Origin of the sequence: Legionella hackeliae (assembly GCF_000953655.1) — a bacterium.
Classification (GTDB): domain Bacteria; phylum Pseudomonadota; class Gammaproteobacteria; order Legionellales; family Legionellaceae; genus Tatlockia; species Tatlockia hackeliae.
The window spans coordinates 894,478-915,052 of sequence record NZ_LN681225.1 but is presented as its reverse complement, the minus strand read 5'-3'; the positions used below and the strand labels follow the sequence as shown (position 1 = coordinate 915,052).

The following is a 20,575-nucleotide window of genomic DNA, read 5'->3' as shown; positions in this document are numbered from 1 at the left end:
AGGTTGCCGCAATAATACTCAATGTAAAACAAGGGTATTACTGACGTTTACAGAAGGATTTGGTTCTTGTCGCACAAAAAAACATGGGAAATAAGAAGCAAAGCTCGATGAAGGAAGTTTCTTTCTGGCATTGTCAATTACACTATTTAATTCGACCTGAGTGCTTGTCCCACCTAACAAACCACGAATAACCCGTACTATCCAAAGAGAACTTCGTAATTGTCTAATAAATTGCAATTCTGGACGTGGCTCCCTGCCATTACCGCCATTTAGAGCTTGCTGCAGTTTATTCAATGTACGCACCAACTCCTGATTAGGTTCTTTATTTTTTAGAAAGAATTTTAAGCAATACACTGAAATTTCCTTTTTCATTTTTAAACTAAAACGTATATCCTCACCTAAATCACGCAGTATGGCGATTAAGCCGTCTGCGTTTTTTGCGTCTCTTGCCTTATCCAAATAAGGTGATTGAAGACTATAGGAGATTACTTTTAAATCTCTATGCTCAGTATGAAACAGGTTAAAACTGCGTGTCTTATTAACCCCTTCACTGACGAGATGCTTCATGATAAATAAGGGGTTTTTTCTGGGATCTTCAATCGTTTTATCAGGATCTTCTGCTAGTTTTTCTTGCGCTAATTTTACAGCTACATCCAGAGGTTTTTCCTTAGCATCATTAGCCTGGTTTGCAAACTCTTTAAAATAACCCCAAGTCTCATGATAGCGATAATCTCCAAGACGAATAGCAACATGTAGAGGGGTATCTCCTTTTTTAAATCCATTCTCCAAAGTGCACATTTCTTTTAAATGTTCCAATTGCTCATTCAATTGTATTCTATAACTTTCATCATTTAACTCAGTCACCTCGCGAAAGATCTCAGCACTTAATTCTTCATTATTCACTTTAGCAACATAATTACGAAATTCAGGTAAGGAAAAAAGAACGGCTTTTAATTGCGACAAACGTGCTATGGTTGCCTGATTAATTAAAGAAAGTTGCGCTCGCTCATGGGGATCAGTTATGTCCAAAGAATTTGATAAATACACCTTAATCATTGCTGAATGTAAAAGAATGTGCTTATACCACTCACGCCATTTAGCTTGTTGAAACTCAGGCGATTTTCCAAGGGCAATAAATGCCTCTATTTCAGAATAATTATTATAAACCTTTGGATCACTATGATTTACAAAATAACGCAAACTCGTTGGCCAATAATGATTTTTAGAGTCCATCAGCTTCGGAAATTCACGTAAATCCCTGGCGGTAATTTTAAAAGCATTTTCTCCATGTCTCCAATGCACAATTCGAGCCTCATGATGAGACATTAAACTATCAGACAGCAGCAGATCATTATCAATCTTAAAGAAAACTACCTTCGGCTTCTCTCCCTGCTCAACAATGTAAAATCCAAAATTGCCCTTATGTAAATCATCTTCTTCCAGCGTATAGGCACTGCATAAAACGCTGGCCAAGGAGGCCATATCAAAGTTTAGTTCGCCAGCTAAAGATGCTTTGTATAAGTCAGCAAAAAAACCACTCGGAAATTCATTTAGAAAATAAAGAGGGATATCTTCTGCCTTTTCTCGCTTTTGAGGGTCAATTATATAGTGGTCTTTCCTTCGGGCAAGGGAGTAAAACCTAGGTGTCAAAGTTTCGCGTCTTTCTATTGCATAACAAAAATGCTCAGAAGCCAAACCAACAACTTTACCGGCTTCGTTCTTCACTATTTTTTGTCTGGGGGTCAGATTAGATCGTAAAAAAAGGCTGATTAAACTAGTTAGAGCCACCTCGTATAGCGATAGGATGGGAAGATCATGTTTGTTTAATTTGTAAACAATTTTTTTGCTGCTGGACTTAACCTTGGCTTTTTTAAAAACAATATGGCCCGAGCGGCTAGGAGGACCGCAAATTATGTCATTTTCATTATAAAAATCAGCCATTATTTCAAAAAAAGGGACTTAGTGTTCGTTATTGTAATAAATCGAGTCGAAGAATAAAACTCAAAGGGGATTTACTTTAGCATAAATATCAATCAAAAAGAACCTAAAATGAGCTAATATTATTAAGAGAACTTATTTCGCATTTGCGTAATATCCCAATCAATACCAGGTTTTGGAGGCCACTATGATGAGTCATGAAGACACGGCCCTTAGCATTTCCAATCCACGGTTGCTTGCCGCAGTATATTTTGCTTTATTAGCTGTTATAGCTACTTGTATTATCGATAGTTTTCTTTATTTTATGGGCGTTGAACAATTCTTACCACTTTTTAAAGCTGTTCTCTTGGCAGTAGTCGTGGCAGGTTGTTTTGGAGCTCTTTTTGGAAAACGTATTATCCATAGTAAGAAACCTTATCGACGCAAAGCATTCCTATTTGGTTTTTTAATGGTACTTGCAGCACTCCCGTTCTATGTTTTAGGCTTTCTATTTTTGTCAGAAGAATATGCTCGTTGGGCTTTAACAGATACCTTATCGCAACAGTTGCTTAGTTATCTATTTACCCTTTTTTACAGCTTTATAATTGCAGGCCTTTGGTTAGCAATCGCGGCAGGATTTGCAGCAATGTATTTGCGTGGGCATTTAGTTTACGACATACTACACTCAAAATATTTAAGACGACAACGTCAATATTGAGTGATAGACATTATGGCCCTTGAAAAAAATGATGTGTCCTTGAATCCCAGGTTCACTGGAGCTATTTTTTTTGCAATTTATTCCCTATTAATAGTCTTGTTCACCAAATATACTTTAGTTCCTCTAAAAGATAGTGCTCTCATCCCTACGTGGCCATCGGTCATTTTGGCAATCGTAATTGGGATTTTAACCGGTAGTTTATTTGGTAAAAGTTTAGCGCGTGATGGGAGCTGGTTACGAAGTTTTTTAATTGGTATTTTAGCCGCTAGCTTCATTCTTTTTTGTTTAAGCTTAGCTATCTTTATTCATTTTTATTACACAGGTTCACCGCTACTCGATCGCTTGCAGTACTGGCAAGATCACCTGGTATTTTACGGCGTGATTCTTGCGACTCTTTTCCTCACATTGGGTATATGGTTTATTCCTTTAACAGGGCTTATTTCACTGTATTTTAATAAACGATTTTGGCCAGGACTCTTAACTGCCAGTAAAAAGCCGCTGAAAAAAGATAATGACCTTCCTCATGAATAGAAAAGAACAACTTTTGGCGTCAATGAAGCAGGGCGCCTATGTTATTACACCGAATAATCGCTTAAGTAGTGAACTATTGACTGATTTTGCAAAAGCATTCCCTCAGCAAATTCATAAAAAACCACACTGTCTTCCCTATGGTGCTTTTTTAATAAATGCATTTCAGCAATTGTGTCATGAACAGTCACAAGCCACCCATCCCCTTTTATTAACACCACATCAAACACGTCATCTGTGGCACCAGGTATTATCAACCACTGAGGCCACGGTTAGTCGAGGTTTAATGAATGCGGTAGAAGAAGCTTGGGTACGTTGTAACCTCTGGTTACAAGATATTCATCATCCTGCATTTGGGTATACCCATCAAACTCGCCAATTTCAGCATTGGGCGCTCCAATTCACTCATGAATTACAACATCGTCATGCGATAACAGAATCTCAGCTTGCTGTCTATTTAACCTCACAGAACGCTAATTTTAATGCAACGCAAATAATATGGGCCTGTTTTGATGACTTCACTCCTCAGCAGAAACAATTGCAGCACTACCTGGCTGCCCAAAATGCTCAGTCAGACTATTTTGATTTAGAGGAAAAAACTGCCAATATCTATCAATACGGGGCTCAAAATGAAGAGGACGAGTACACGCAACTTTTTCACTGGATAAAAGAACGTCTTGCACAGGGGAATACACGTATTGGGGTTGTGATACCCGATTTGGAAAAAAAATCGTCCTTCTTACAGCGAAAATTACAGCATCATCTTTCTTCAGAAGAATTTAATATCTCTCTAGGTAAACCTCTGGCCGACCTTCCTATGGTTGCACATGCCTTATCTTGGCTTAGCTTAGACGGTCAAACCCTCAATATTCATCAGGCCCGTTTGCTATTAAGTTCGCCCTATCTGGCATCTTCCCAGAGTGAATTACTTGCTCGAGCATACGTGATGGAAAATAGTTTCTGTTTACGTGAGCTAAACTTTTCGCAGGCCGCATTTGTCGGTGAATTAACAACCAAAGCACCAAAGCTGGCCAAACTCCTCCAAAGCATTGTTAGCTACCCAGAGGAAGCTAGTGTTCAAACCTGGATTACATTATTTCATCAACGACTTAAAAATCTTGGTTTTCCTGGTGAAGCAACTCTAAATTCCGCGAACTATCAATGCTATCAGCGCTTACTGCTATTATTTGATGAATACAAACAATTAGCATTGATTACCCCTAGTCTTAATAGAGGGGATGCATTGGCTGCTTTCAAACAATTGGCTGACTCCACCATTTTTCAACCACAAAAAATGGCTACTCCGGTACAAATTCTTGGGTTGCTAGAAGCATCTGGCTGTGCTTTTGATAGTTTGTGGGTTACAGGTTTAACTGATCAATGTTTACCACAATCCGTTAAACTCTCTGCTTTCATACCACTAAGCTTACAACGGGATGGCCTGATGCCCCACGCAGATCCGGCTCGCGAACTCTATTTGGCTGAAAAGACAATAAGCCGCTTAAAAAATGCAAGCTCATTTAGCGTTTTTAGTTACCCTCGATTAGTTGAGGATAAACCCAATATGGTCAGCCCTTTAGTTAGTGATTTGACTGACTATCAACCAATCAGATTGGACGTCGTTTCCTTAACTTCAGCACTTGAAACGGTTGTTGAAGAGTATTCGCTGCCCTTTATTGGTCCAGAGAAAATTTCAGGAGGCACCGCCATTTTAGCCAATCAGGCCAAATGTCCTTTTCGCGCTTTTGCTGCCCATCGTTTGCATGTGCGAAATGGATTAGAAACCTCCGATGGTCCCGATGCCAAAGAGAGAGGACAATTGATTCACAAAGTTCTGGAGTTGTTATGGGCAACCTTAAAAAGTCAGAAGAATCTTTTACAACTGGAAGAAAATGCATTAAATCAATACATTGAATCAGCGATAAATACCGCTCTAGAACCAATTATTCAGCAGCGGAAGTATTCATTTTCACCTATCATCCAGGAAGTAGAATTAGAGCGACTTAAACAATTAGTGCAAGCCAGTTTGGATTGGGAGCGTCAACGTCCCGCGTTTGAAATCGAAGCGCTTGAACAAGAATTTAAAATTAATTTAGCAGATATGACATTTAGAGTTCGCGTTGATAGATTGGATATCACCGAAAATGGTCAAAAATGGGTGATAGACTATAAAACAAGCTTGCCTCAAAGTTTACCCTGGAACGAAGAACGCCCTAAAGAGCCTCAATTACTGCTTTATGCATTGTTAGATGATGCCATTAATACTTTACTTTTTACCCAGTTAAAAGCGGGTCATTTAACCCCTAAAGGATTGAGTGAAGAGGACCTGACAACTCCTGGTATAAGTTCATTAAAAAAAGGACAAACTTGGACTGAGCTTCGCCAGTATTGGCATGATCAGTTAAATGAGTTAGCGCATGAATTTATTCAAGGGCACTGCAAGCCTCAGCCAAGCAGTCCGAGTATTTGTCAACAATGTGATTATCAAAACCTGTGTCGATTTAAGGTAAGTTAAGTATGAAACATTTGATTCTTGGTTATGGCTATTGTGGTTACTATTTAGCTCGACATCTATTAAATCAACAACAATCGGTCACCGCTATTTCTCGTCATTTAGATAGTGCGTATGCATTAGAAGGATTAGCGCATATAAGCCACGATATTGCAACGCCGTTCATATGGGAAGATGCCGATACAATAATTTATTATTTAATTCCACCAGCTGGGGATAATGACCACGATTTAGGTTTGCAGAAATTTTTAACGCACAGTCATTTGCAAGCCTCACAAGTCATTTATTTTGGTTCAAGTGGTGTCTATGGCGATCACCAGGGAGCCTGGGTGGATGAATTATCAGTGTGCCATATAACCAGTAAACGACAACAGCGTCGATTAGATGCTGAAAATCAGTGGGTAACTTTCTGCCAAAAGCACCATATTCCTTTAACTTTATTACGTATCGCTGGAATTTACGGGCCACATCGATTACCACTACAAGCAGCCAGAGAGCAAATACCTATCATCAATCCTCAAGTATCCCCTTACACCAATCACATTTATGTTGAGAATTTAGCAGAAATTAGTGTCGCACTTACCCAAATAAAATCGTCTGGTATTTATAATATTGCTGATGGCAATCCCACTACTTTTGGAGTATTACAACAGTTAGTGGCGCAACTATTAGAGCTTGCGCCCCCTTCTCTTGAAACCTTCGAGCAAGCTTGGGAAAGGGCAAGTCCCATGAAAAAAGAGTTTCTTAGTGCTTCAAAACGCTTGTCAATTCAGTCTTTAAAAACTAAGCTTCAATCTTCACTTCATTTAACGCCATTGGCTGACGCTGTGAAATTAAGTCTAAAATCGCAAGGACTACTCTCATGAAAATTTTGATTGCAGGCGCTTCAGGATTTATAGGTACAGAACTGGTTAATGCTCTACTCCCCCATCATGAGATTACTGTTTTAGGACGCTCGAAACGCAAAATGGAACAGCATTTTGGTGCGAATGTCACTCAGACAACCTGGGATATGCTGCCAACATTGGACGCGACTAATTACAACGCCATCATCAATTTAAGTGGTCATAACATTGCAGCCTCGCGTTGGACTGATAAAGTGAAGCAGTTATTGATAAGCTCTCGGGTGGATACCACTGCCATACTTATTAATTGGGCCGTATCTCACAACATTAAACCCCATTTTTATTGTGCTAATGCAGTAGGTCTGTATGGTTTACAACAAAATGGTGATCTTAGAGCATTTGACGAAAACACTACCATTGATTTTTCAAAACCCGCCGATTTTCTGCAGGAAATTGGTATTAAATGGCAGCAAGCTTTACAACCAGCACTTGATCACGGTATGAAAGTAACCACTACTCGTTTTGGAGTAGTGTTAAAAAAAGAAGAAGGCATGTTAAAGCGGTTAATCCCCAGTTTTAAGTTAGGTCTGGGCAGCATCATTGGTAATGGTCAACAAATTATTTCCTGGGTCCATGTCGAAGATGTTATCGGGGCTTTTAAGTTTCTATTAGAGCACCCAGAGCTTACTGGTTCGTTTAATATTACCTCCCCTAACCCGGTCAGCCAGGCGGAGTTTGCAAAAACATTAGCAAACGTTATGCATCGTCCCTTATTGTTTAGAACACCTGCTTTTGTTATTCACATTCTATTTGGAGAGATGGGAGACAGCCTCCTTCTACACGGGCAGCGCGTTTTACCTAAAAATTTGTTAGCTGAAGGCTATCAATTTCGCTTTCCTGAGCTTCGATTGGCTTTGGAAAAAGAACTCAAAAAGTAATGCATGAAGAGCAATTGTCTTCATGCATTTTTATCTTAATTGAAACCGAATGTCATTGAATCATCAAAACTAGTTTGAGAGCTTGAAGTGTTGGTGGGAGGAGTCATAAGCATATCCAGTAAAGAAGGATACTTTTCTTCTACTCCCTTCATGAATTCGTTCCAGTCTTTCTCAATAGTTACGAATGTTGAAGGTATAGTCTCCTGGGGCGTCACCTCTTCAGTGAATTCAGCACCGACTTCATTCATTTCAGTATCGGATACCACAACAGGATTAACTATAGATAGGGTTTGCTCTATTCTTGCAACTGCAATAGATTGCTTGTGTAAAAAGGTTTTAAATTTGGTTAAATCACCAACAACAGCAGCTTTTGTTTGCTCAAGATACAAAGCGGCATTGTCTTTATCATCAAATAAGGGGAGTTGTCGAGACAGATTGTTCAACAATGACAATGCACCATCGCAATATTTATTAACCCAATGGTTAAGATCAACTGTGTAATTATGACCACTAAAGAAACTTGGTTTTGCTGATATTTTCGCATAAGCTTTGATCTGTTTATAAGCCAAGACAACCACATTATTCCAGAATTCATTATACTGATTTTCAAATTTTCCTGAAAACTTCATTAAATCACCTATACGTTTGTTAATACATGCAATTAAGAATTTTGTAATTATTTTATACATTTATTATTAAGAAAATATTAATAGATATATTTTTAAACAAATATATTGAGGTGACAGGAGCTTAAGCTCTTGAAAAATCGAAGGTTAAAACATTTGCGATCGTTGTTTGAGAAAGTGCCAAAGCCAACAGTCTATCAACCCCAAGAGCCACTCCGCTACAGGATGGTAGTCCATGAGATAACGCTTGTAATAAATATTCATCGGGCTTTGGAAGCATCAATCCCATCCGTTGGCGTACAGTTAAATCCTGATCAAAGCGGTTGGCTTGTGCTAAAGCATCTGTTAATTCATGAAACCCATTCGCAAGCTCTACCCCTTTAAAATAGACTTCAAATCGCTCTGCAGTACCCTCATGCACTTTCGCTAAGGCAGCTTGGGAGGAAGGGAAATTATAGATTGCTACAGGAACTTCTTCCTCTCCAAGAGCAGGTTCAACAATGTGACTCATAATTAGAAATAAATATTGATCAAGATCATCTTCATCAGCTGGTAGTACATTATCGAGTGCGTGTTGCTTTAAAAAAATTTTGAGCTTTGGAATAGTAATTTCGAAAGGATCAAACCCACAAATTTCGAGAAAACTTTGTTGATATGTTTTTCTTATCATTGGTCGGGATTGCAAAATTAACTGCAACAAGGCATCAACCTCATCCATTAACTGATGATGATTAATATTTAATTGATACCATTCTAACATAGTGAATTCAGGATTATGCCAACGTCCTAATTCATCATCGCGAAAAACACGTGCGAGCTGAAAAATGGGTCCACTACCAGCCGCAAGTAACCTTTTCATGTGATACTCGGGCGAAGTTTGTAAGCAATAGGATTCACCCCGAAAAGTTGCTCGGATATTCGACAAGTATACGTCTGTAACACCAAAACGTGCCATTATAGGGGTTTCGACTTCGAGATAATTACGCTCAAGAAAAAATCTGCGAATTTGCGAAAGTAATTGAGCACGTAAACGTAAAACATCAAAGGATGCAGAAGGTTGCCAACGATTTTCTTTCATGACTAATAAAAAATTCCAAGCTCCAATCGAGCAGCTTCAGTCATACGCTCCTGAGTCCAGGGCGGATCCCAAACCAACTCTACCGTACAATCATTAACACCCTCTACTTGATTCACTGCTTGCTCGACAGTACCTGGAAACGTTTGAGCCACAGGGCAACCTGGAGTAGTCAAGGTCATTTGAATATGCACATGCTGCTCGTCATTAATGGCAACATCGTAAATTAATCCCAAGTCGTAAATATTGACTGGTATTTCAGGATCAAAAACGGTTTTTAGGGCAACGATAACTGCTTCTTTCAATGCTTCATTATCCTGTTTTTTTCTAAATCCAAACATGACCTCACTCCGTACTGACAGGGTCCTTACTTTTATTGAGTGCGGCTTCCAGGGTATGCCAGGCGAGTGTGGCGCATTTAACACGAGCTGGATACGCTTTAACGCCAGCAAGTACTGTCAATTTATCCAATGAAACCGTCTGCTCATCATTTGATGTAATCATTGAATGAAAACGCTGAAACAACTCATGCGCTTCGGTCATTGTTTTTCCGAGTAGCGCTTCGGTCATTAAAGAGGCAGAAGCTTGTGAAATAGCACATCCCGAACCGACAAAACTGACATCAATAATGACATTTTTTTCTAACTTCAAATAGACTGTGAGCTTATCACCACATAAAGGATTGAAACCTTGTGCCTGAGCACTCGCATTCTGCATCACATGGTGATTACGCGGATTGCGATTATGATCAATAATAATTTCTTGATAAAGCTCTCGCAGTTCCATTGTCATGCAAATACCTCTTTCACTTTATGCAGCGCTTTTACACAGCGATCAATTTCTTCCTTCGTATTATAGAACGATAAAGAAATGCGGCTTGTTGCTGCAAGACCTAGAAAATCCATTAATGGCATTGTACAGTGATGCCCACTGCGAGTCGCAATGCCTAACGAATCTAAGATTGTACCAATATCATGCGCATGAATTTTGCCATGAACAAAAGAAATAATAGGCACTTTATGTTTTGCTGTGCCTACAATGTTAAACCCTTTTACAGACTGAACTGCCAGTGTGGCATAGTCCAATAAATGCGCTTCATAAGCAGCGATAGCCTCCATATCTAAAGACCACAGATAATCTATTGCGGCTCCTAAACCAATTGTGCCCGCAATATTGGGAGTACCTGCTTCGAACTTATGAGGCAATTGAGCATAGTCTGTGGCCTCTAAAGTGACATAGTTAATCATTTCCCCACCACCTTGATAGGGTACCATGTCATCTAAGATTTTTTCTTTTCCCCATAGGACGCCAATACCCGTAGGACCATACATTTTATGCCCAGAAAAAGCATAAAAATCACAGTCCAAATCCTGTACATCGACAGGCAAATGTGCTGTTGCCTGGGCACCATCGAGTAGAACAAGCGCTCCATAAGCATGCGCCATTTCAATCATTTTTTTAACAGGATTAATCGTTCCAAGCGCATTGGAAACATAATTAATGGCCACAAATTTGGTGTTCTCGCTTAATTTTCGCTCAAACTCATCTAGCAAAATATCCCCATCAAATGAAATTGGGGCTACTTCAAGACGTGCTCCAGTTTTCTTACACACCATTTGCCAGGGAACAATGTTGGAATGATGTTCCATATGCGTAATTAAAATTTCTTCACCGGGCAATATACGTGGAGCAACAAGGCTTTGGGCAACCAGATTAATCCCTTCTGTTGTGCCACGAACAAAGATACATTCACGCGCTGATTTGGCATTAATAAATCGCTGAACTTTATTCCGAACGGCCTCAAATTGTTGCGTTGCTCGAACACTTAATGCATGAACGCCACGATGCACATTCGCATTATCATGCGCATAGTAATGAGCAATCGCATCAATTACCGCCTGCGGCTTTTGCGTTGTTGCTGCATTGTCTAAATAGGTTAATGGATATTCATTCACTGTCTGATTCAGGACAGGAAAATTTTTTCGAATTGCGTCAATATCCAATGTTTCAATTAATGCTGTCGCGCTACTCATAGCTATCACCTAACTGCTGCGTTAATAATGTTCCCATCCATTCGGCAAGCTCACGATGAGGCACTAAACGTAAATTATCTGCAGCAAAAGCATGGATTAAATAACTACTCGCTTCGTGCTTATTAATTCCTCGAGTTGCTAAATAAAATAAAGCGTCTTCGTCGAGCTGCCCTACTGTTGCACCATGGGTACAAATTACATCATCAGCAAAAATTTCTAACTGGGGCTTGGTATCTATTTCAGCTTGTGCCGATAACAGCAAATTTTTATTCTGTTGCTTTGCTTCTGTATGCTGGGCATTTTTTGCCACAACAACTTTGCCATTAAACACTGCTCGAGAACGTCCGGCTAAAATTCCTTTATAATCTTGCTCACTATGGCAATTGGGCACTAAATGATGCACCGTCGTATGATGATCAATATGTTGACCCTCTGTTGGCGCATAAATACCATTCATTAAACATTGTGCTCTCTCTTTATTTAAATAGAGGGAGATGTCACTACGAACCAATTTCCCCCCCAAACTTAAAGAGTGACTATTAAATTGGCTATTTTCTTCCTGTTGCACAAAAATGTGTCCTATATGATAAGCCGCTTTACTCTCACGCTGAATTTTATAGTGCGTTAATTTAGCATCTTTGGCAGTCCATATTTCTGTAATTGTATTGGTAAAATAACTGGATTGTTCAGCTCCATGGTAATTTTCAACTACAGTTACGTCACTGCCTTCCCCCACAATAATCAAATGACGACTATGGACAGCTTGTTCTTTATCCTGCCAGTGCGAAAGCACAATGGGCTCTTCAATTATAAGACCCGCTGGAACATAAATCACAACACCCGTATGCAACATTGCGGTGTTTAATGCATGAAAACCATGCTCTTGCTTTAGCAGTTGATTGAAATAGGGCTTAATTTTATCTTCATGTTGCGCTAATGCTTGAAATAAGGGCTGTATCAAAACTGTAGAAGGAAGCTGTTTACCCAGTTCATTGATTCCTGAAATTTGTCCGTTTTGAATGAGAATCTGATGTTTACCAGGGATATCTGAAATTATACTTGCTTCAGTTTGAGTCGCTTGCGGGCTTAAAAATTGTTGCTGCAACAAAGCATCTACCACTGTATATTTCCAATCTTCATTGTGTCGAGTTGGAAAACCGTAGTAAGTCAATTCTCGCAAGCCTTTTTCCTGTAGCTCAGCTACCCAGGGAATTGAAGACAATCCTTCTTTGGCCTGCTTTTGATAAAAATCAAGAACTTCGCTCATGCTTGTTCCATCTCCTCAAGCCAACTATACCCTCTTTCTTCAAGCTCAAGGGCCAATGACTTGTCACCTGATTTGATAATACGACCGTTTGCTAATACGTGGATAAAATCAGGTTCAATATAATTTAAAAGCCGTTGATAATGGGTTACCAAAATGATCGCCCGCTCAGGGGAACGCATTGCATTCACACCTTGGGAAATGATGCGTAGGGCATCAATATCCAAACCCGAATCAGTCTCATCAAGAATAGCCAATTTAGGCTCTAAAGCGAGCATCTGCAAAATTTCATTACGTTTTTTCTCACCCCCAGAAAAACCTTCATTAATGCTGCGATATAAGAAACTTTCATCCATGTCTAATAGTTGACATTTCTCACGGATAAAACTTAAAAATTCAATAGCATCCAACGGCTTTTTCCCTTGGCCTTTACGTACTGCATTGACCGATGCTTTAAGAAAATTAATATTGGTCACCCCTGGAATTTCAACAGGATATTGGAATGACATAAAAATACCTGCTTGAGCACGCTCTTCCGGTGCCAAAGGCAATAAATCCTGATTAAGGTAGTCTATTTTTCCACTGGTTACTTCATAGGAGGGATGACCGGCCAACACTTTTGATAAAGTACTTTTGCCAGAACCATTAGGCCCCATGATGGCGTGAACTTCACCTGGTTTCACGTTGAGATTAATACCCTTTAAAATGGGTTGCGCATTAATTGCGACATTTAATTGTTCAATTGTTAACATTAACCTACTGCCCCTTCCAAACTGATACCTAGTAATTTGGTGGCTTCCACCGCGAATTCCATAGGTAACTCTTTTAAAACTTGTTTACAAAAACCATTGACAATCATTGATACAGCATCCTCCATTTCTATTCCGCGTTGCTGACAATAGAATAGCTGTTCTTCACTGATTTTTGAGGTTGTTGCTTCATGCTCTACTTGTGCTGTTGGGTTCTTCACTTCAATATAGGGAAAAGTATGCGCTGAGCATTCACTTCCCATCAGCATCGAATCACATTGTGTATAATTACGCGCATTGGTTGCTGTCGGTGCAATACGAACTAACCCACGATAAGCATTATGGGCACGACCAGCACTAATCCCCTTAGAGATAATCGTTGAACGTGTATTTTTGCCCAGATGGATCATCTTTGTTCCTGTATCCGCTTGTTGAAGATTATTCGTCAACGCCACAGAGTAAAACTCACCCACAGAATCATCTCCTTGCAGGATGACACTTGGGTATTTCCAGGTAATAGCCGAGCCTGTTTCTATTTGAGTCCAGGAAATCTTGGAACGCTTACCGCGACAGGCACCGCGTTTCGTGACAAAATTATAAATACCCCCTTTGCCCTCTTTATCCCCAGGGTACCAATTTTGCACTGTTGAATATTTAATTTGCGCACCATCCAAAGCGACTAGCTCAACAACAGCCGCATGCAACTGATTTTCATCACGCATGGGTGCAGTACAACCCTCAAGATAGGAAACATAGCTGTCACTGTCTGCAACGATAAGTGTACGCTCAAATTGTCCAGTGGATGCTGCATTAATCCGAAAATAAGTCGATAATTCCATCGGACAACGGACACCTTTCGGTATGTAGACGAAAGAGCCGTCACTAAATACTGCTGAATTAAGTGCCGCATAAAAATTATCGCGATAAGGCACAACTGACCCTAAGTATTGACGAAGCAAATCCGGATATTTGTGAACTGCTTCAGAGAAAGGACAGAAAATAACCCCCACTTCAGCCAATTTAGCCTTGAATGTCGTCGCTACAGACACACTATCAAACACAGCATCGACAGCCACACCGGCCAACATTTCTTGTTCTTTTAAAGGAATTCCCAATTTTTCATAAGTTTTTAATAATTCAGGATCAACCTCATCAAGACTCTTTGGTGCATCCTTTTTACTTTTTGGCGCTGAATAATAGGAAATCGCTTGATAATCGATTGGTGGATAATGAACACTTGACCACTCTGGATGAGGCATGGTTTTCCAATATTCAAACGCTTTTAAGCGCCATTCTAATAAAAACTCAGGCTCACCCTTTATCGCTGACAAACGGCGGATGATGTCCTCATTTAAACCAGGCTCAAAGGTATCAACTTCAATATCGGTTACAAATCCGTGTTGATACTCCCTTTCCAATAGGGAATTAATTTGTTCACTGCTTTTAGCCATGCGTAACTCCACTTGCCAACTGCTTGATTCGATCTATTTCAACCGCTGGGAGTGTTGGTTTAGCCAGCATTTCCAAACTCACACTATCGAGTGCAGTTTCAATAGCCTGACTTATTAGCCGCCAATTTCCTTGAATATGACAAACTCCTTGTAAAGAGCATTCGTTTGGTTGCAAACTACACTCAGTTAATCCTCGCTGTTCATCCAGGGCATAAATAATCTGAGCGACAGAAATCTCAGCCGCAGGTCGTTGTAAACGATAGCCCCCAGTCACTCCACGAACTGACGTAAGTAATCTAGCCGCGGTTAAACATTTTAATATTTTGCTGACTGTTGGCACCCTAAGGTGGGTATGTAGCGCTATATCGCGCGCATTACACAACGTCTGTGCATGCTTGGCGAGATACACCATTACAACTGTTCCATAATCAGCCAATTTGCTGATGCGCAGCATAACACCCCCACATCAAATAATCTAGTACTAAATAAGTCTTATTTAATCACTATTAATATAGTACTAAAATGGTTCCATTTGAAGTAAACGAAGAATAATACTCTATTTTTAATAACTTGGCTAATAAAATTAACAAATTCGGGAACCTCTAAGCGTCACAATAAGCACAAAAATAGCTTTGAATTTCGCCGAGGTAGTTTGAGCGGGTGATGGGAATCGAACCCACGCTATCAGCTTGGGAAGCTGAAGTTCTACCATTGAACTACACCCGCATAAAATTCGACGTAATGATTTTATTACCATACATTTGGGAATTAGTAAAAGCAAGCATACCATCTAATGTTAGATGCTCATTTTGATTATATTGGAGACTACCAACACAGAATTCAATTGTGTAGCCTTTTGTTTCTGCAAATTTCAATGAATCTATTAAGCATTGCGTAATTACTGACGATCTCTTTTCATGTTCAACGCTCCACCTATTTCATAGTTCAGTATCATCCTTATTGGCCGAGCAGCTTTCCGCAATTCCATTAGGATAACTTCAACTCTAGCAAGTGTAAGTTAATGACATGAAATCTGCGCTTTATAAGGTGTGGTATAATTTAAATAACCTGTTACAAATAGTCTTTAGGAGTTTGTGGTGAGTAAGGCTTTTACGAAGGAAGAGGATGACTATATTGAGCCAGAGCGTCCAGACTTAGAGTTACCCGATATAAAAAATTATATGACTCCTACGGGGTTTGCGATGCTGCAAACAGAATTGCGTGATTTAGTCAGTAATGAACGACCTGAAGTTGTAAAGGTAGTCAACTGGGCAGCGAGTAATGGAGATCGCTCGGAAAATGGGGATTATATTTATGGAAAAAAACGTTTGCGTGAAATTGACAGACGTATTCGCTATTTAATGAAACGATTGGAAACCGCTGAAGTCGTCGATCCTAAACTTCAAGTTGGTCTTACTCAGGTATTTTTTGGAGCTACCGTTCAGTATCTCAATGAAAATGGTGAGCATCAGTCCGTCAAAATCGTAGGCTTGGATGAAGCAGATATTAAAGCAGGAAAAATAAGTTGGATCTCTCCGTTGGCAAAAAAATTATTGAAAGCACGAGTAGGAGACAGAGTATTCCTGAGGGTCGGTAATACAACCAATAGTTTAACGGTAATAAATATTTCATATGGGTAATTTTTAAATCTAAACTCTTAGCAAAAAACCCAATACCATGTAGTTCTCATTCGATAAACCTAATTACTAGACGAAATTATTTCCTATTGACCACTTTTAACAAACCACCGGACTACGCCTTTACGACTTTCATCAAAAATCAATATCGTTGAAGCGACGCCAATCGCCATCGCCCACTGGGCAAGAGTCAAATGAGTTGTCCCAAAAATAGATTGGGCCAGTGTCCAATGCACTACCAAAATCTGTAGAATGACAACAGCGGTGAGTGATAACCATAACATTCGATTTTTGAAAAAGCCTTTAACAAAGGCCGAGCCCTTTTCAACACGAGCATTAAAAATATTAAAAAACTGGAACAATACAAAGGTAGTAAATGTTAATGTCAAGGCACTCCGCTCGCTGTAATTGCTCACTGCATAGAACAGCACTCCAAGCGTACCAATCATCATTGTTAAACCGAAAGAAAAGATACGAATTATCCGCGACCATGGCAATATAGGCTCCGAACGATGACGTGGAGAATCTCTCATAATTCCTGCCCGAGGCGCATCCAGTGCCAGAGAGACTGCTGGTGGTCCATCCATGATGAGCGCAACCCACAAAATCTGGATAGGATTGAACGGTTCCGGTAGCCCCAGGAAAGGCGCACAAAATACAGTTAGAATAGCTCCCATGGTGGTGGAGAGTTGAAAACGGATAAATTTGAGAATATTGTCGTAAAGCACTCTTCCCTGTTTGACTGCAACAACAATTGTAGAGAAGTTATCGTCTGTGAGAACCATAGCTGAAGCTTCTTTAGCCACCGCAGTACCAGTAACACCCATCGCCACGCCAATATCTGCAATTTTCAAAGCAGGTGCATCATTAACACCATCACCTGTCATCGCAACTACATGCCCCTGACTCTGCAGCGCTTGAACAATTTTCACTTTATGAGCGGGTGAAACTCGCGCAAATACGGCAACACCATTGATGATTTTAGCAAGCTGTTCCTCATCAAGTCGATCGAACTCTACGCCAGAGATAGCCTCACCTTGTAAACCAAGTTCACGTGCGATAGCTACCCCCGTATCCTGATGATCTCCTGTAATCATTTTAACAGCGATTCCGGCTGCTTTACATTGCGAGATAGCTTGCTTTGCCTCTGGACGAGGAGGATCCTGAAGTCCAATCAGACCTAAAAAAGTGAGATCATTTATCCAAATCAATAAATTATCTGATACTTCAAATTTTTTGGCATCGAGGGTATGCGATGCTATGAGTAAACATCGAAGCCCACGGGATGCCATAATGCGGTATTGATCTTCTATTTCTTCTTTGTGCCTACTTTCTAATAAATCATGTTGCTCATCCTTATTTATAAAATGTTTACAGCGAGTGAGAAGAACATCAGGTGCTCCTTTCACAAAGATCCGAATATTTTCTCCAAGACGATGAAACGTGGCCATGAATTTATAGGTTGAATCGAAAGGTATCTCCGCAATGCGAGGGTACTCAGCCAGTATAGGTTCACGTGGAAGCCCCGCTTTTGCCGCAAATATTAGCAAAGCAGCTTCAGTCGGGTCGCCGATGACTGTGCCATTCTCTACATGACTATCATTACAAGAAACCAGGGGCACCAAAATTGGCCGCATATCTGGCATCAAGTGATTATTTTTTTCTTGAAAGACAGCACCTGCAGTACTATAGCCTTCGCCAGTAACTTTAAACAGCCGACCCAGGTAGAATAACTCACGAACAGTCATTTGGTTAAGGGTAAGGGTTCCAGTCTTATCAGAGCAGATAACTGTTGTGCAGCCCAGACTCTCAACACTAGCCAGACGCTTGACGATCGCACGTTGTTTTGCCATCTGATACATACCCAAAGCCAGGGTTACCGTCACCACCACAGGTAGACCTTCTGGCATTGCGGCGACGGCAAGCGCAATGGCATCGATAATAGCATGTGTGAGGCTCACACCTTGAAATAATTGAAATATAAATAGGAGACTAATCAGCAGTAAAGCAATCCCCCCTAAACGCTTACCGAGCTTCTCTAACTGAATTTGTAGCGGACTTAGACTTTCTAGTGTCGATGCTAATTGCTGCGATAATTTGCCCATCTCGGTTCGCATTCCAGTTGCCGTAACGAGAAGTTCAGCCCTCCCGCGAGTGACTATCGTATTCATGAAAGCCATATTCAAGCGATCGGCTACTGGAAGATCAGTTGCGCACATGGGGTTTACCTGTTTGCTAACTGGTTGGGATTCACCAGTTAAGCTTGACTCATCCACATCGAAATTAGCAGCAAGCACCAGTCTGCCATCAGCCGGAAGTTTGTCACCAGCTTCCAATAATACTATGTCACCAGGTACCACTTCTTCTGCATCAATAGTATATTTCTTACAATCACGCCGAACATTGGTTCGCGATGGAAGCATCTTTCGTAAAGCAGCTAGACTTTGTTCTGCTCGGTATTCCTGATAGAAACCAACGAAGGCATTTATAATGACTATCACAAGGATTACGCCAGCATCCTTGAAGTTTCCTACTAATGCAGCTAATGCTGCTGCTCCAAAAAGAATGAGAATTAAAGCGCTTTTAAACTGGTTCAGAAAAAGCAAGACTGGTGCTCGTGACGATTTCCCTTTCAGTCGATTAAATCCAATTAATGCTAATCTTCTCGCTGCTTCTCGCTGTGTAAGCCCATTAGACAGATTAACGTTAAGATATTGGGCTACCGCTGTAATTTCAAGAGTATGCCAAGATTCGTTATGACCTATGTCAGAATCTTTGTCTGGTTTCCCATTCAGTTGCATAACATTCCTTTTAATATATCAGACCCAAAATCTTGCTCCTTAGCCGGTATTATCTAACTAACTGAGTAGAAAACTCAAACCACGTTCATTGTAGATTAACCAAAGCCTCATTGAGGAATTGTTTACCTGCTATTCCCGATAGGAATTCCACCCATCTAAAAGTTTCTTTTTAAATAATTAATCGATTTGTTTAATATTTAATCATATTCATGATTGGAGAATACCCTTGAAAGCACGTTCAGAAACCATACAGCCTATACCATCACTTTTTCAATATATCTGGGCAGGTGGGCCAATCCCTGCAGATGACTTAACTCAAATTTGCGAGTTATCAACCACCAGCCGTAACTCTGGCTTCAAAACGATTCTATGGACAGATGATGAAAAATATATTCAAAAAACACTTGAACAGATTAATTTAGCAACCTCGATATATAAAGAAAAAAAGTTTTCAGCTGCCTCAAGACTTAGAAGTCAAGACACAGCAAAAAATAATTCAGCAGCAACTTTAGGGATTGACATCAATGCTAAAAATTTTAATGTTGAAGTAAAATCGATTTATGAATTACTGGAACTGCTAAAAACTGATCCTATCTTCCCTGATGATGAAACGAATCAATTTATTATTAATGTCTTTCGTGAGGCAATTGGACATAGAAATCTAGCATCCGTTAGTGATTTAATCCGTTATTGCGGTTTGTATTATTTTGGCGGTTATTACCTGGACACTGAGTTGAGAGCTAAAATTAGCTCTCAACTTTTGACTGCAGATAAACCGGAGTTTGGAATCATCGGGAATTTTTATATCGGTTTGGCAGAGACAGAAAAATTTAAAAAAAACTTTGGATTGCCTTATGAAGAGAAGTATGAAATTTACGGGAATAATGATGCGTTTGGAATAATACCTAGACATCCAATATTACGTGTGGCAATCCAAAAAACATTGAATTTTTACAAAAAGTTGGATGAAGATTCTATAATCTATAGCAAGGTCCTGGCTTCATCAATGGAGAAAAACCAGATTCCTCTTGCTCCCTTCGATAAGGCCTTTATAGAAAAGCTATCTCTAGTGGAAAATAAAGACCTTAAAGATAGCTTCATGAATTTCCTTCTCGATACAAGTTTTAGTTTGCGCCTTTTAAGAAATACCAAAACTGAATCTCAACAAGAGATTGATGAGCTTCAGGCAGATCTCATAAACGATCTAGAGGATAAAATTGAAAGAACAAGTGAGCAGCTAGGCTTAAATCCAAAAGACAATAGTGTCGTCTCTGCCTTAAGTAAAAAATTTCTTAACCATATTAATCTAGAAATTAAAGAGCACCAAAAACAATACGGTTTTGGTTATGAAAAAGCCACAGAAATGGATGCCAAACGATACCCTTATCAAAAAGGGATCAAGGAGACAGGGAGCAAAAGAAGGAAACATACTGTAAAAGCTGCTGTAAATTCTCTCTGCGATGCAGCTACAGAATTTCTAC

General features: G+C 39.9%; 17 protein-coding genes and 1 tRNA gene. 6 read left to right on the top strand and 12 right to left on the bottom strand.

The features are described 5' to 3' along the window. Positions 1 to 18: 18 nt before the first annotated feature. Positions 19 to 1,941, bottom strand: a complete 1,923-nt coding sequence (gene ankK, locus LHA_RS04185; RefSeq protein WP_045105419.1) for a Dot/Icm T4SS effector AnkK/LegA5 — start codon at positions 1,939 to 1,941, stop codon at positions 19 to 21. Between the two features lie 184 nt (positions 1,942 to 2,125). Between ankK and LHA_RS04180 the strand changes: the two genes are divergently transcribed. Genes LHA_RS04180 through LHA_RS04160 form a run of 5 tightly spaced genes read left to right on the top strand, consistent with a single transcriptional unit; the run spans position 2,126 to position 7,458 of the window. Further along, positions 2,126 to 2,635 (top strand): hypothetical protein, encoded by a 510-nt coding sequence (locus LHA_RS04180; protein WP_231861972.1) that lies wholly within the window; start codon positions 2,126 to 2,128, stop codon positions 2,633 to 2,635. 12 nt (positions 2,636 to 2,647) lie between these two features. Next, positions 2,648 to 3,166: a hypothetical protein gene (locus tag LHA_RS04175; RefSeq protein WP_045105418.1), complete on the top strand. Its 519-nt coding sequence runs from the start codon at positions 2,648 to 2,650 to the stop codon at positions 3,164 to 3,166. Next, complete coding sequence (locus tag LHA_RS04170) at positions 3,159 to 5,678, top strand: PD-(D/E)XK nuclease family protein (protein ID WP_065238343.1); 2,520 nt, start codon at positions 3,159 to 3,161, stop codon at positions 5,676 to 5,678. The genes LHA_RS04175 and LHA_RS04170 overlap by 8 nt, the downstream gene beginning before the upstream one ends. Positions 5,679 to 5,680: 2 nt before the next feature. Then, a complete protein-coding gene (locus LHA_RS04165) occupies positions 5,681 to 6,541 on the top strand; it encodes an SDR family oxidoreductase (RefSeq protein ID WP_045105416.1) in 861 nt (286 codons plus the stop codon). Continuing rightward, complete coding sequence (locus LHA_RS04160; RefSeq protein WP_045105415.1) at positions 6,538 to 7,458, top strand: TIGR01777 family oxidoreductase; 921 nt, start codon at positions 6,538 to 6,540, stop codon at positions 7,456 to 7,458. The genes LHA_RS04165 and LHA_RS04160 overlap by 4 nt, the downstream gene beginning before the upstream one ends. A gap of 35 nt (positions 7,459 to 7,493) precedes the next feature. On the opposite strand, the gene LHA_RS04155 is transcribed toward LHA_RS04160, so the two are convergent. From LHA_RS04155 to LHA_RS04110, 10 genes are all read right to left on the bottom strand, one after another. Beyond that, positions 7,494 to 8,147, bottom strand: coding sequence for a hypothetical protein (locus LHA_RS04155; RefSeq protein WP_231861971.1), 654 nt, complete (start codon positions 8,145 to 8,147; stop codon positions 7,494 to 7,496). 61 nt (positions 8,148 to 8,208) lie between these two features. Continuing rightward, a complete protein-coding gene (gene epmA, locus LHA_RS04150; RefSeq protein WP_045105413.1) occupies positions 8,209 to 9,162 on the bottom strand; it encodes an elongation factor P--(R)-beta-lysine ligase in 954 nt (317 codons plus the stop codon). 2 nt (positions 9,163 to 9,164) lie between these two features. After that, positions 9,165 to 9,500 carry an SUF system Fe-S cluster assembly protein gene (locus tag LHA_RS04145; RefSeq protein ID WP_045105412.1) on the bottom strand — a complete coding sequence of 112 codons (336 nt, stop codon included), beginning with the start codon at positions 9,498 to 9,500 and terminating at the stop codon, positions 9,165 to 9,167. 4 nt (positions 9,501 to 9,504) lie between these two features. After that, complete coding sequence (gene sufU, locus LHA_RS04140) at positions 9,505 to 9,951, bottom strand: Fe-S cluster assembly sulfur transfer protein SufU (RefSeq protein WP_045105411.1); 447 nt, start codon at positions 9,949 to 9,951, stop codon at positions 9,505 to 9,507. Next, a complete protein-coding gene (locus LHA_RS04135; RefSeq protein WP_102046630.1) occupies positions 9,948 to 11,192 on the bottom strand; it encodes a cysteine desulfurase in 1,245 nt (414 codons plus the stop codon). The genes sufU and LHA_RS04135 overlap by 4 nt, the downstream gene beginning before the upstream one ends. Next, complete coding sequence (gene sufD / locus LHA_RS04130; protein ID WP_045105410.1) at positions 11,185 to 12,459, bottom strand: Fe-S cluster assembly protein SufD; 1,275 nt, start codon at positions 12,457 to 12,459, stop codon at positions 11,185 to 11,187. Before sufD ends, LHA_RS04135 begins: the two co-directional genes overlap by 8 nt. Further along, positions 12,456 to 13,208: a Fe-S cluster assembly ATPase SufC gene (gene sufC, locus LHA_RS04125; RefSeq protein ID WP_045105409.1), complete on the bottom strand. Its 753-nt coding sequence runs from the start codon at positions 13,206 to 13,208 to the stop codon at positions 12,456 to 12,458. The genes sufD and sufC overlap by 4 nt, the downstream gene beginning before the upstream one ends. Beyond that, positions 13,208 to 14,656, bottom strand: a complete 1,449-nt coding sequence (sufB, locus tag LHA_RS04120; protein WP_045105408.1) for a Fe-S cluster assembly protein SufB — start codon at positions 14,654 to 14,656, stop codon at positions 13,208 to 13,210. Before sufB ends, sufC begins: the two co-directional genes overlap by 1 nt. Beyond that, the gene (locus LHA_RS04115; RefSeq protein WP_045105407.1) at positions 14,649 to 15,110 is read right to left on the bottom strand and encodes an SUF system Fe-S cluster assembly regulator; all 462 of its coding nucleotides are present in this window, start codon (positions 15,108 to 15,110) and stop codon (positions 14,649 to 14,651) included. The genes sufB and LHA_RS04115 overlap by 8 nt, the downstream gene beginning before the upstream one ends. Before the next feature lie 201 nt (positions 15,111 to 15,311). Continuing rightward, positions 15,312 to 15,382: transfer RNA gene (locus tag LHA_RS04110), tRNA-Gly, on the bottom strand. Between the two features lie 371 nt (positions 15,383 to 15,753). Between LHA_RS04110 and greB the strand changes: the two genes are divergently transcribed. Next, the gene (greB, locus tag LHA_RS04105) at positions 15,754 to 16,296 is read left to right on the top strand and encodes a transcription elongation factor GreB (protein WP_045105406.1); all 543 of its coding nucleotides are present in this window, start codon (positions 15,754 to 15,756) and stop codon (positions 16,294 to 16,296) included. 83 nt (positions 16,297 to 16,379) lie between these two features. Here the strand turns inward: greB and LHA_RS04100 are convergent, their stop codons facing one another. After that, positions 16,380 to 19,094: a calcium-translocating P-type ATPase, PMCA-type gene (locus tag LHA_RS04100; RefSeq protein ID WP_045105405.1), complete on the bottom strand. Its 2,715-nt coding sequence runs from the start codon at positions 19,092 to 19,094 to the stop codon at positions 16,380 to 16,382. Positions 19,095 to 20,575: the final 1,481 nt, after the last annotated feature.

Bases quoted from the DNA above. Each gene is read 5' to 3' on its own strand.
- LHA_RS04135 (WP_102046630.1), bottom strand. From the start codon at position 11,192: ATGAGTAGCGCGACAGCATTAATTGAAACATTGGATATTGACGCAATT.
- LHA_RS04160 (WP_045105415.1), top strand. From the start codon at position 6,538: ATGAAAATTTTGATTGCAGGCGCTTCAGGATTTATAGGTACAGAACTG.
- sufC (WP_045105409.1), bottom strand. From the start codon at position 13,208: ATGTTAACAATTGAACAATTAAATGTCGCAATTAATGCGCAACCCATT.
- ankK (WP_045105419.1), bottom strand. From the start codon at position 1,941: ATGGCTGATTTTTATAATGAAAATGACATAATTTGCGGTCCTCCTAGC.
- LHA_RS04145 (WP_045105412.1), bottom strand. From the start codon at position 9,500: ATGTTTGGATTTAGAAAAAAACAGGATAATGAAGCATTGAAAGAAGCA.
- LHA_RS04155 (WP_231861971.1), bottom strand. From the start codon at position 8,147: ATGTATAAAATAATTACAAAATTCTTAATTGCATGTATTAACAAACGT.
- LHA_RS04170 (WP_065238343.1), top strand. From the start codon at position 3,159: ATGAATAGAAAAGAACAACTTTTGGCGTCAATGAAGCAGGGCGCCTAT.
- epmA (WP_045105413.1), bottom strand. From the start codon at position 9,162: ATGAAAGAAAATCGTTGGCAACCTTCTGCATCCTTTGATGTTTTACGT.
- LHA_RS04100 (WP_045105405.1), bottom strand. From the start codon at position 19,094: ATGCAACTGAATGGGAAACCAGACAAAGATTCTGACATAGGTCATAAC.
- LHA_RS04175 (WP_045105418.1), top strand. From the start codon at position 2,648: ATGGCCCTTGAAAAAAATGATGTGTCCTTGAATCCCAGGTTCACTGGA.
- sufD (WP_045105410.1), bottom strand. From the start codon at position 12,459: ATGAGCGAAGTTCTTGATTTTTATCAAAAGCAGGCCAAAGAAGGATTG.
- sufU (WP_045105411.1), bottom strand. From the start codon at position 9,951: ATGACAATGGAACTGCGAGAGCTTTATCAAGAAATTATTATTGATCAT.
- LHA_RS04115 (WP_045105407.1), bottom strand. From the start codon at position 15,110: ATGCTGCGCATCAGCAAATTGGCTGATTATGGAACAGTTGTAATGGTG.
- LHA_RS04165 (WP_045105416.1), top strand. From the start codon at position 5,681: ATGAAACATTTGATTCTTGGTTATGGCTATTGTGGTTACTATTTAGCT.
- LHA_RS04180 (WP_231861972.1), top strand. From the start codon at position 2,126: ATGATGAGTCATGAAGACACGGCCCTTAGCATTTCCAATCCACGGTTG.
- sufB (WP_045105408.1), bottom strand. From the start codon at position 14,656: ATGGCTAAAAGCAGTGAACAAATTAATTCCCTATTGGAAAGGGAGTAT.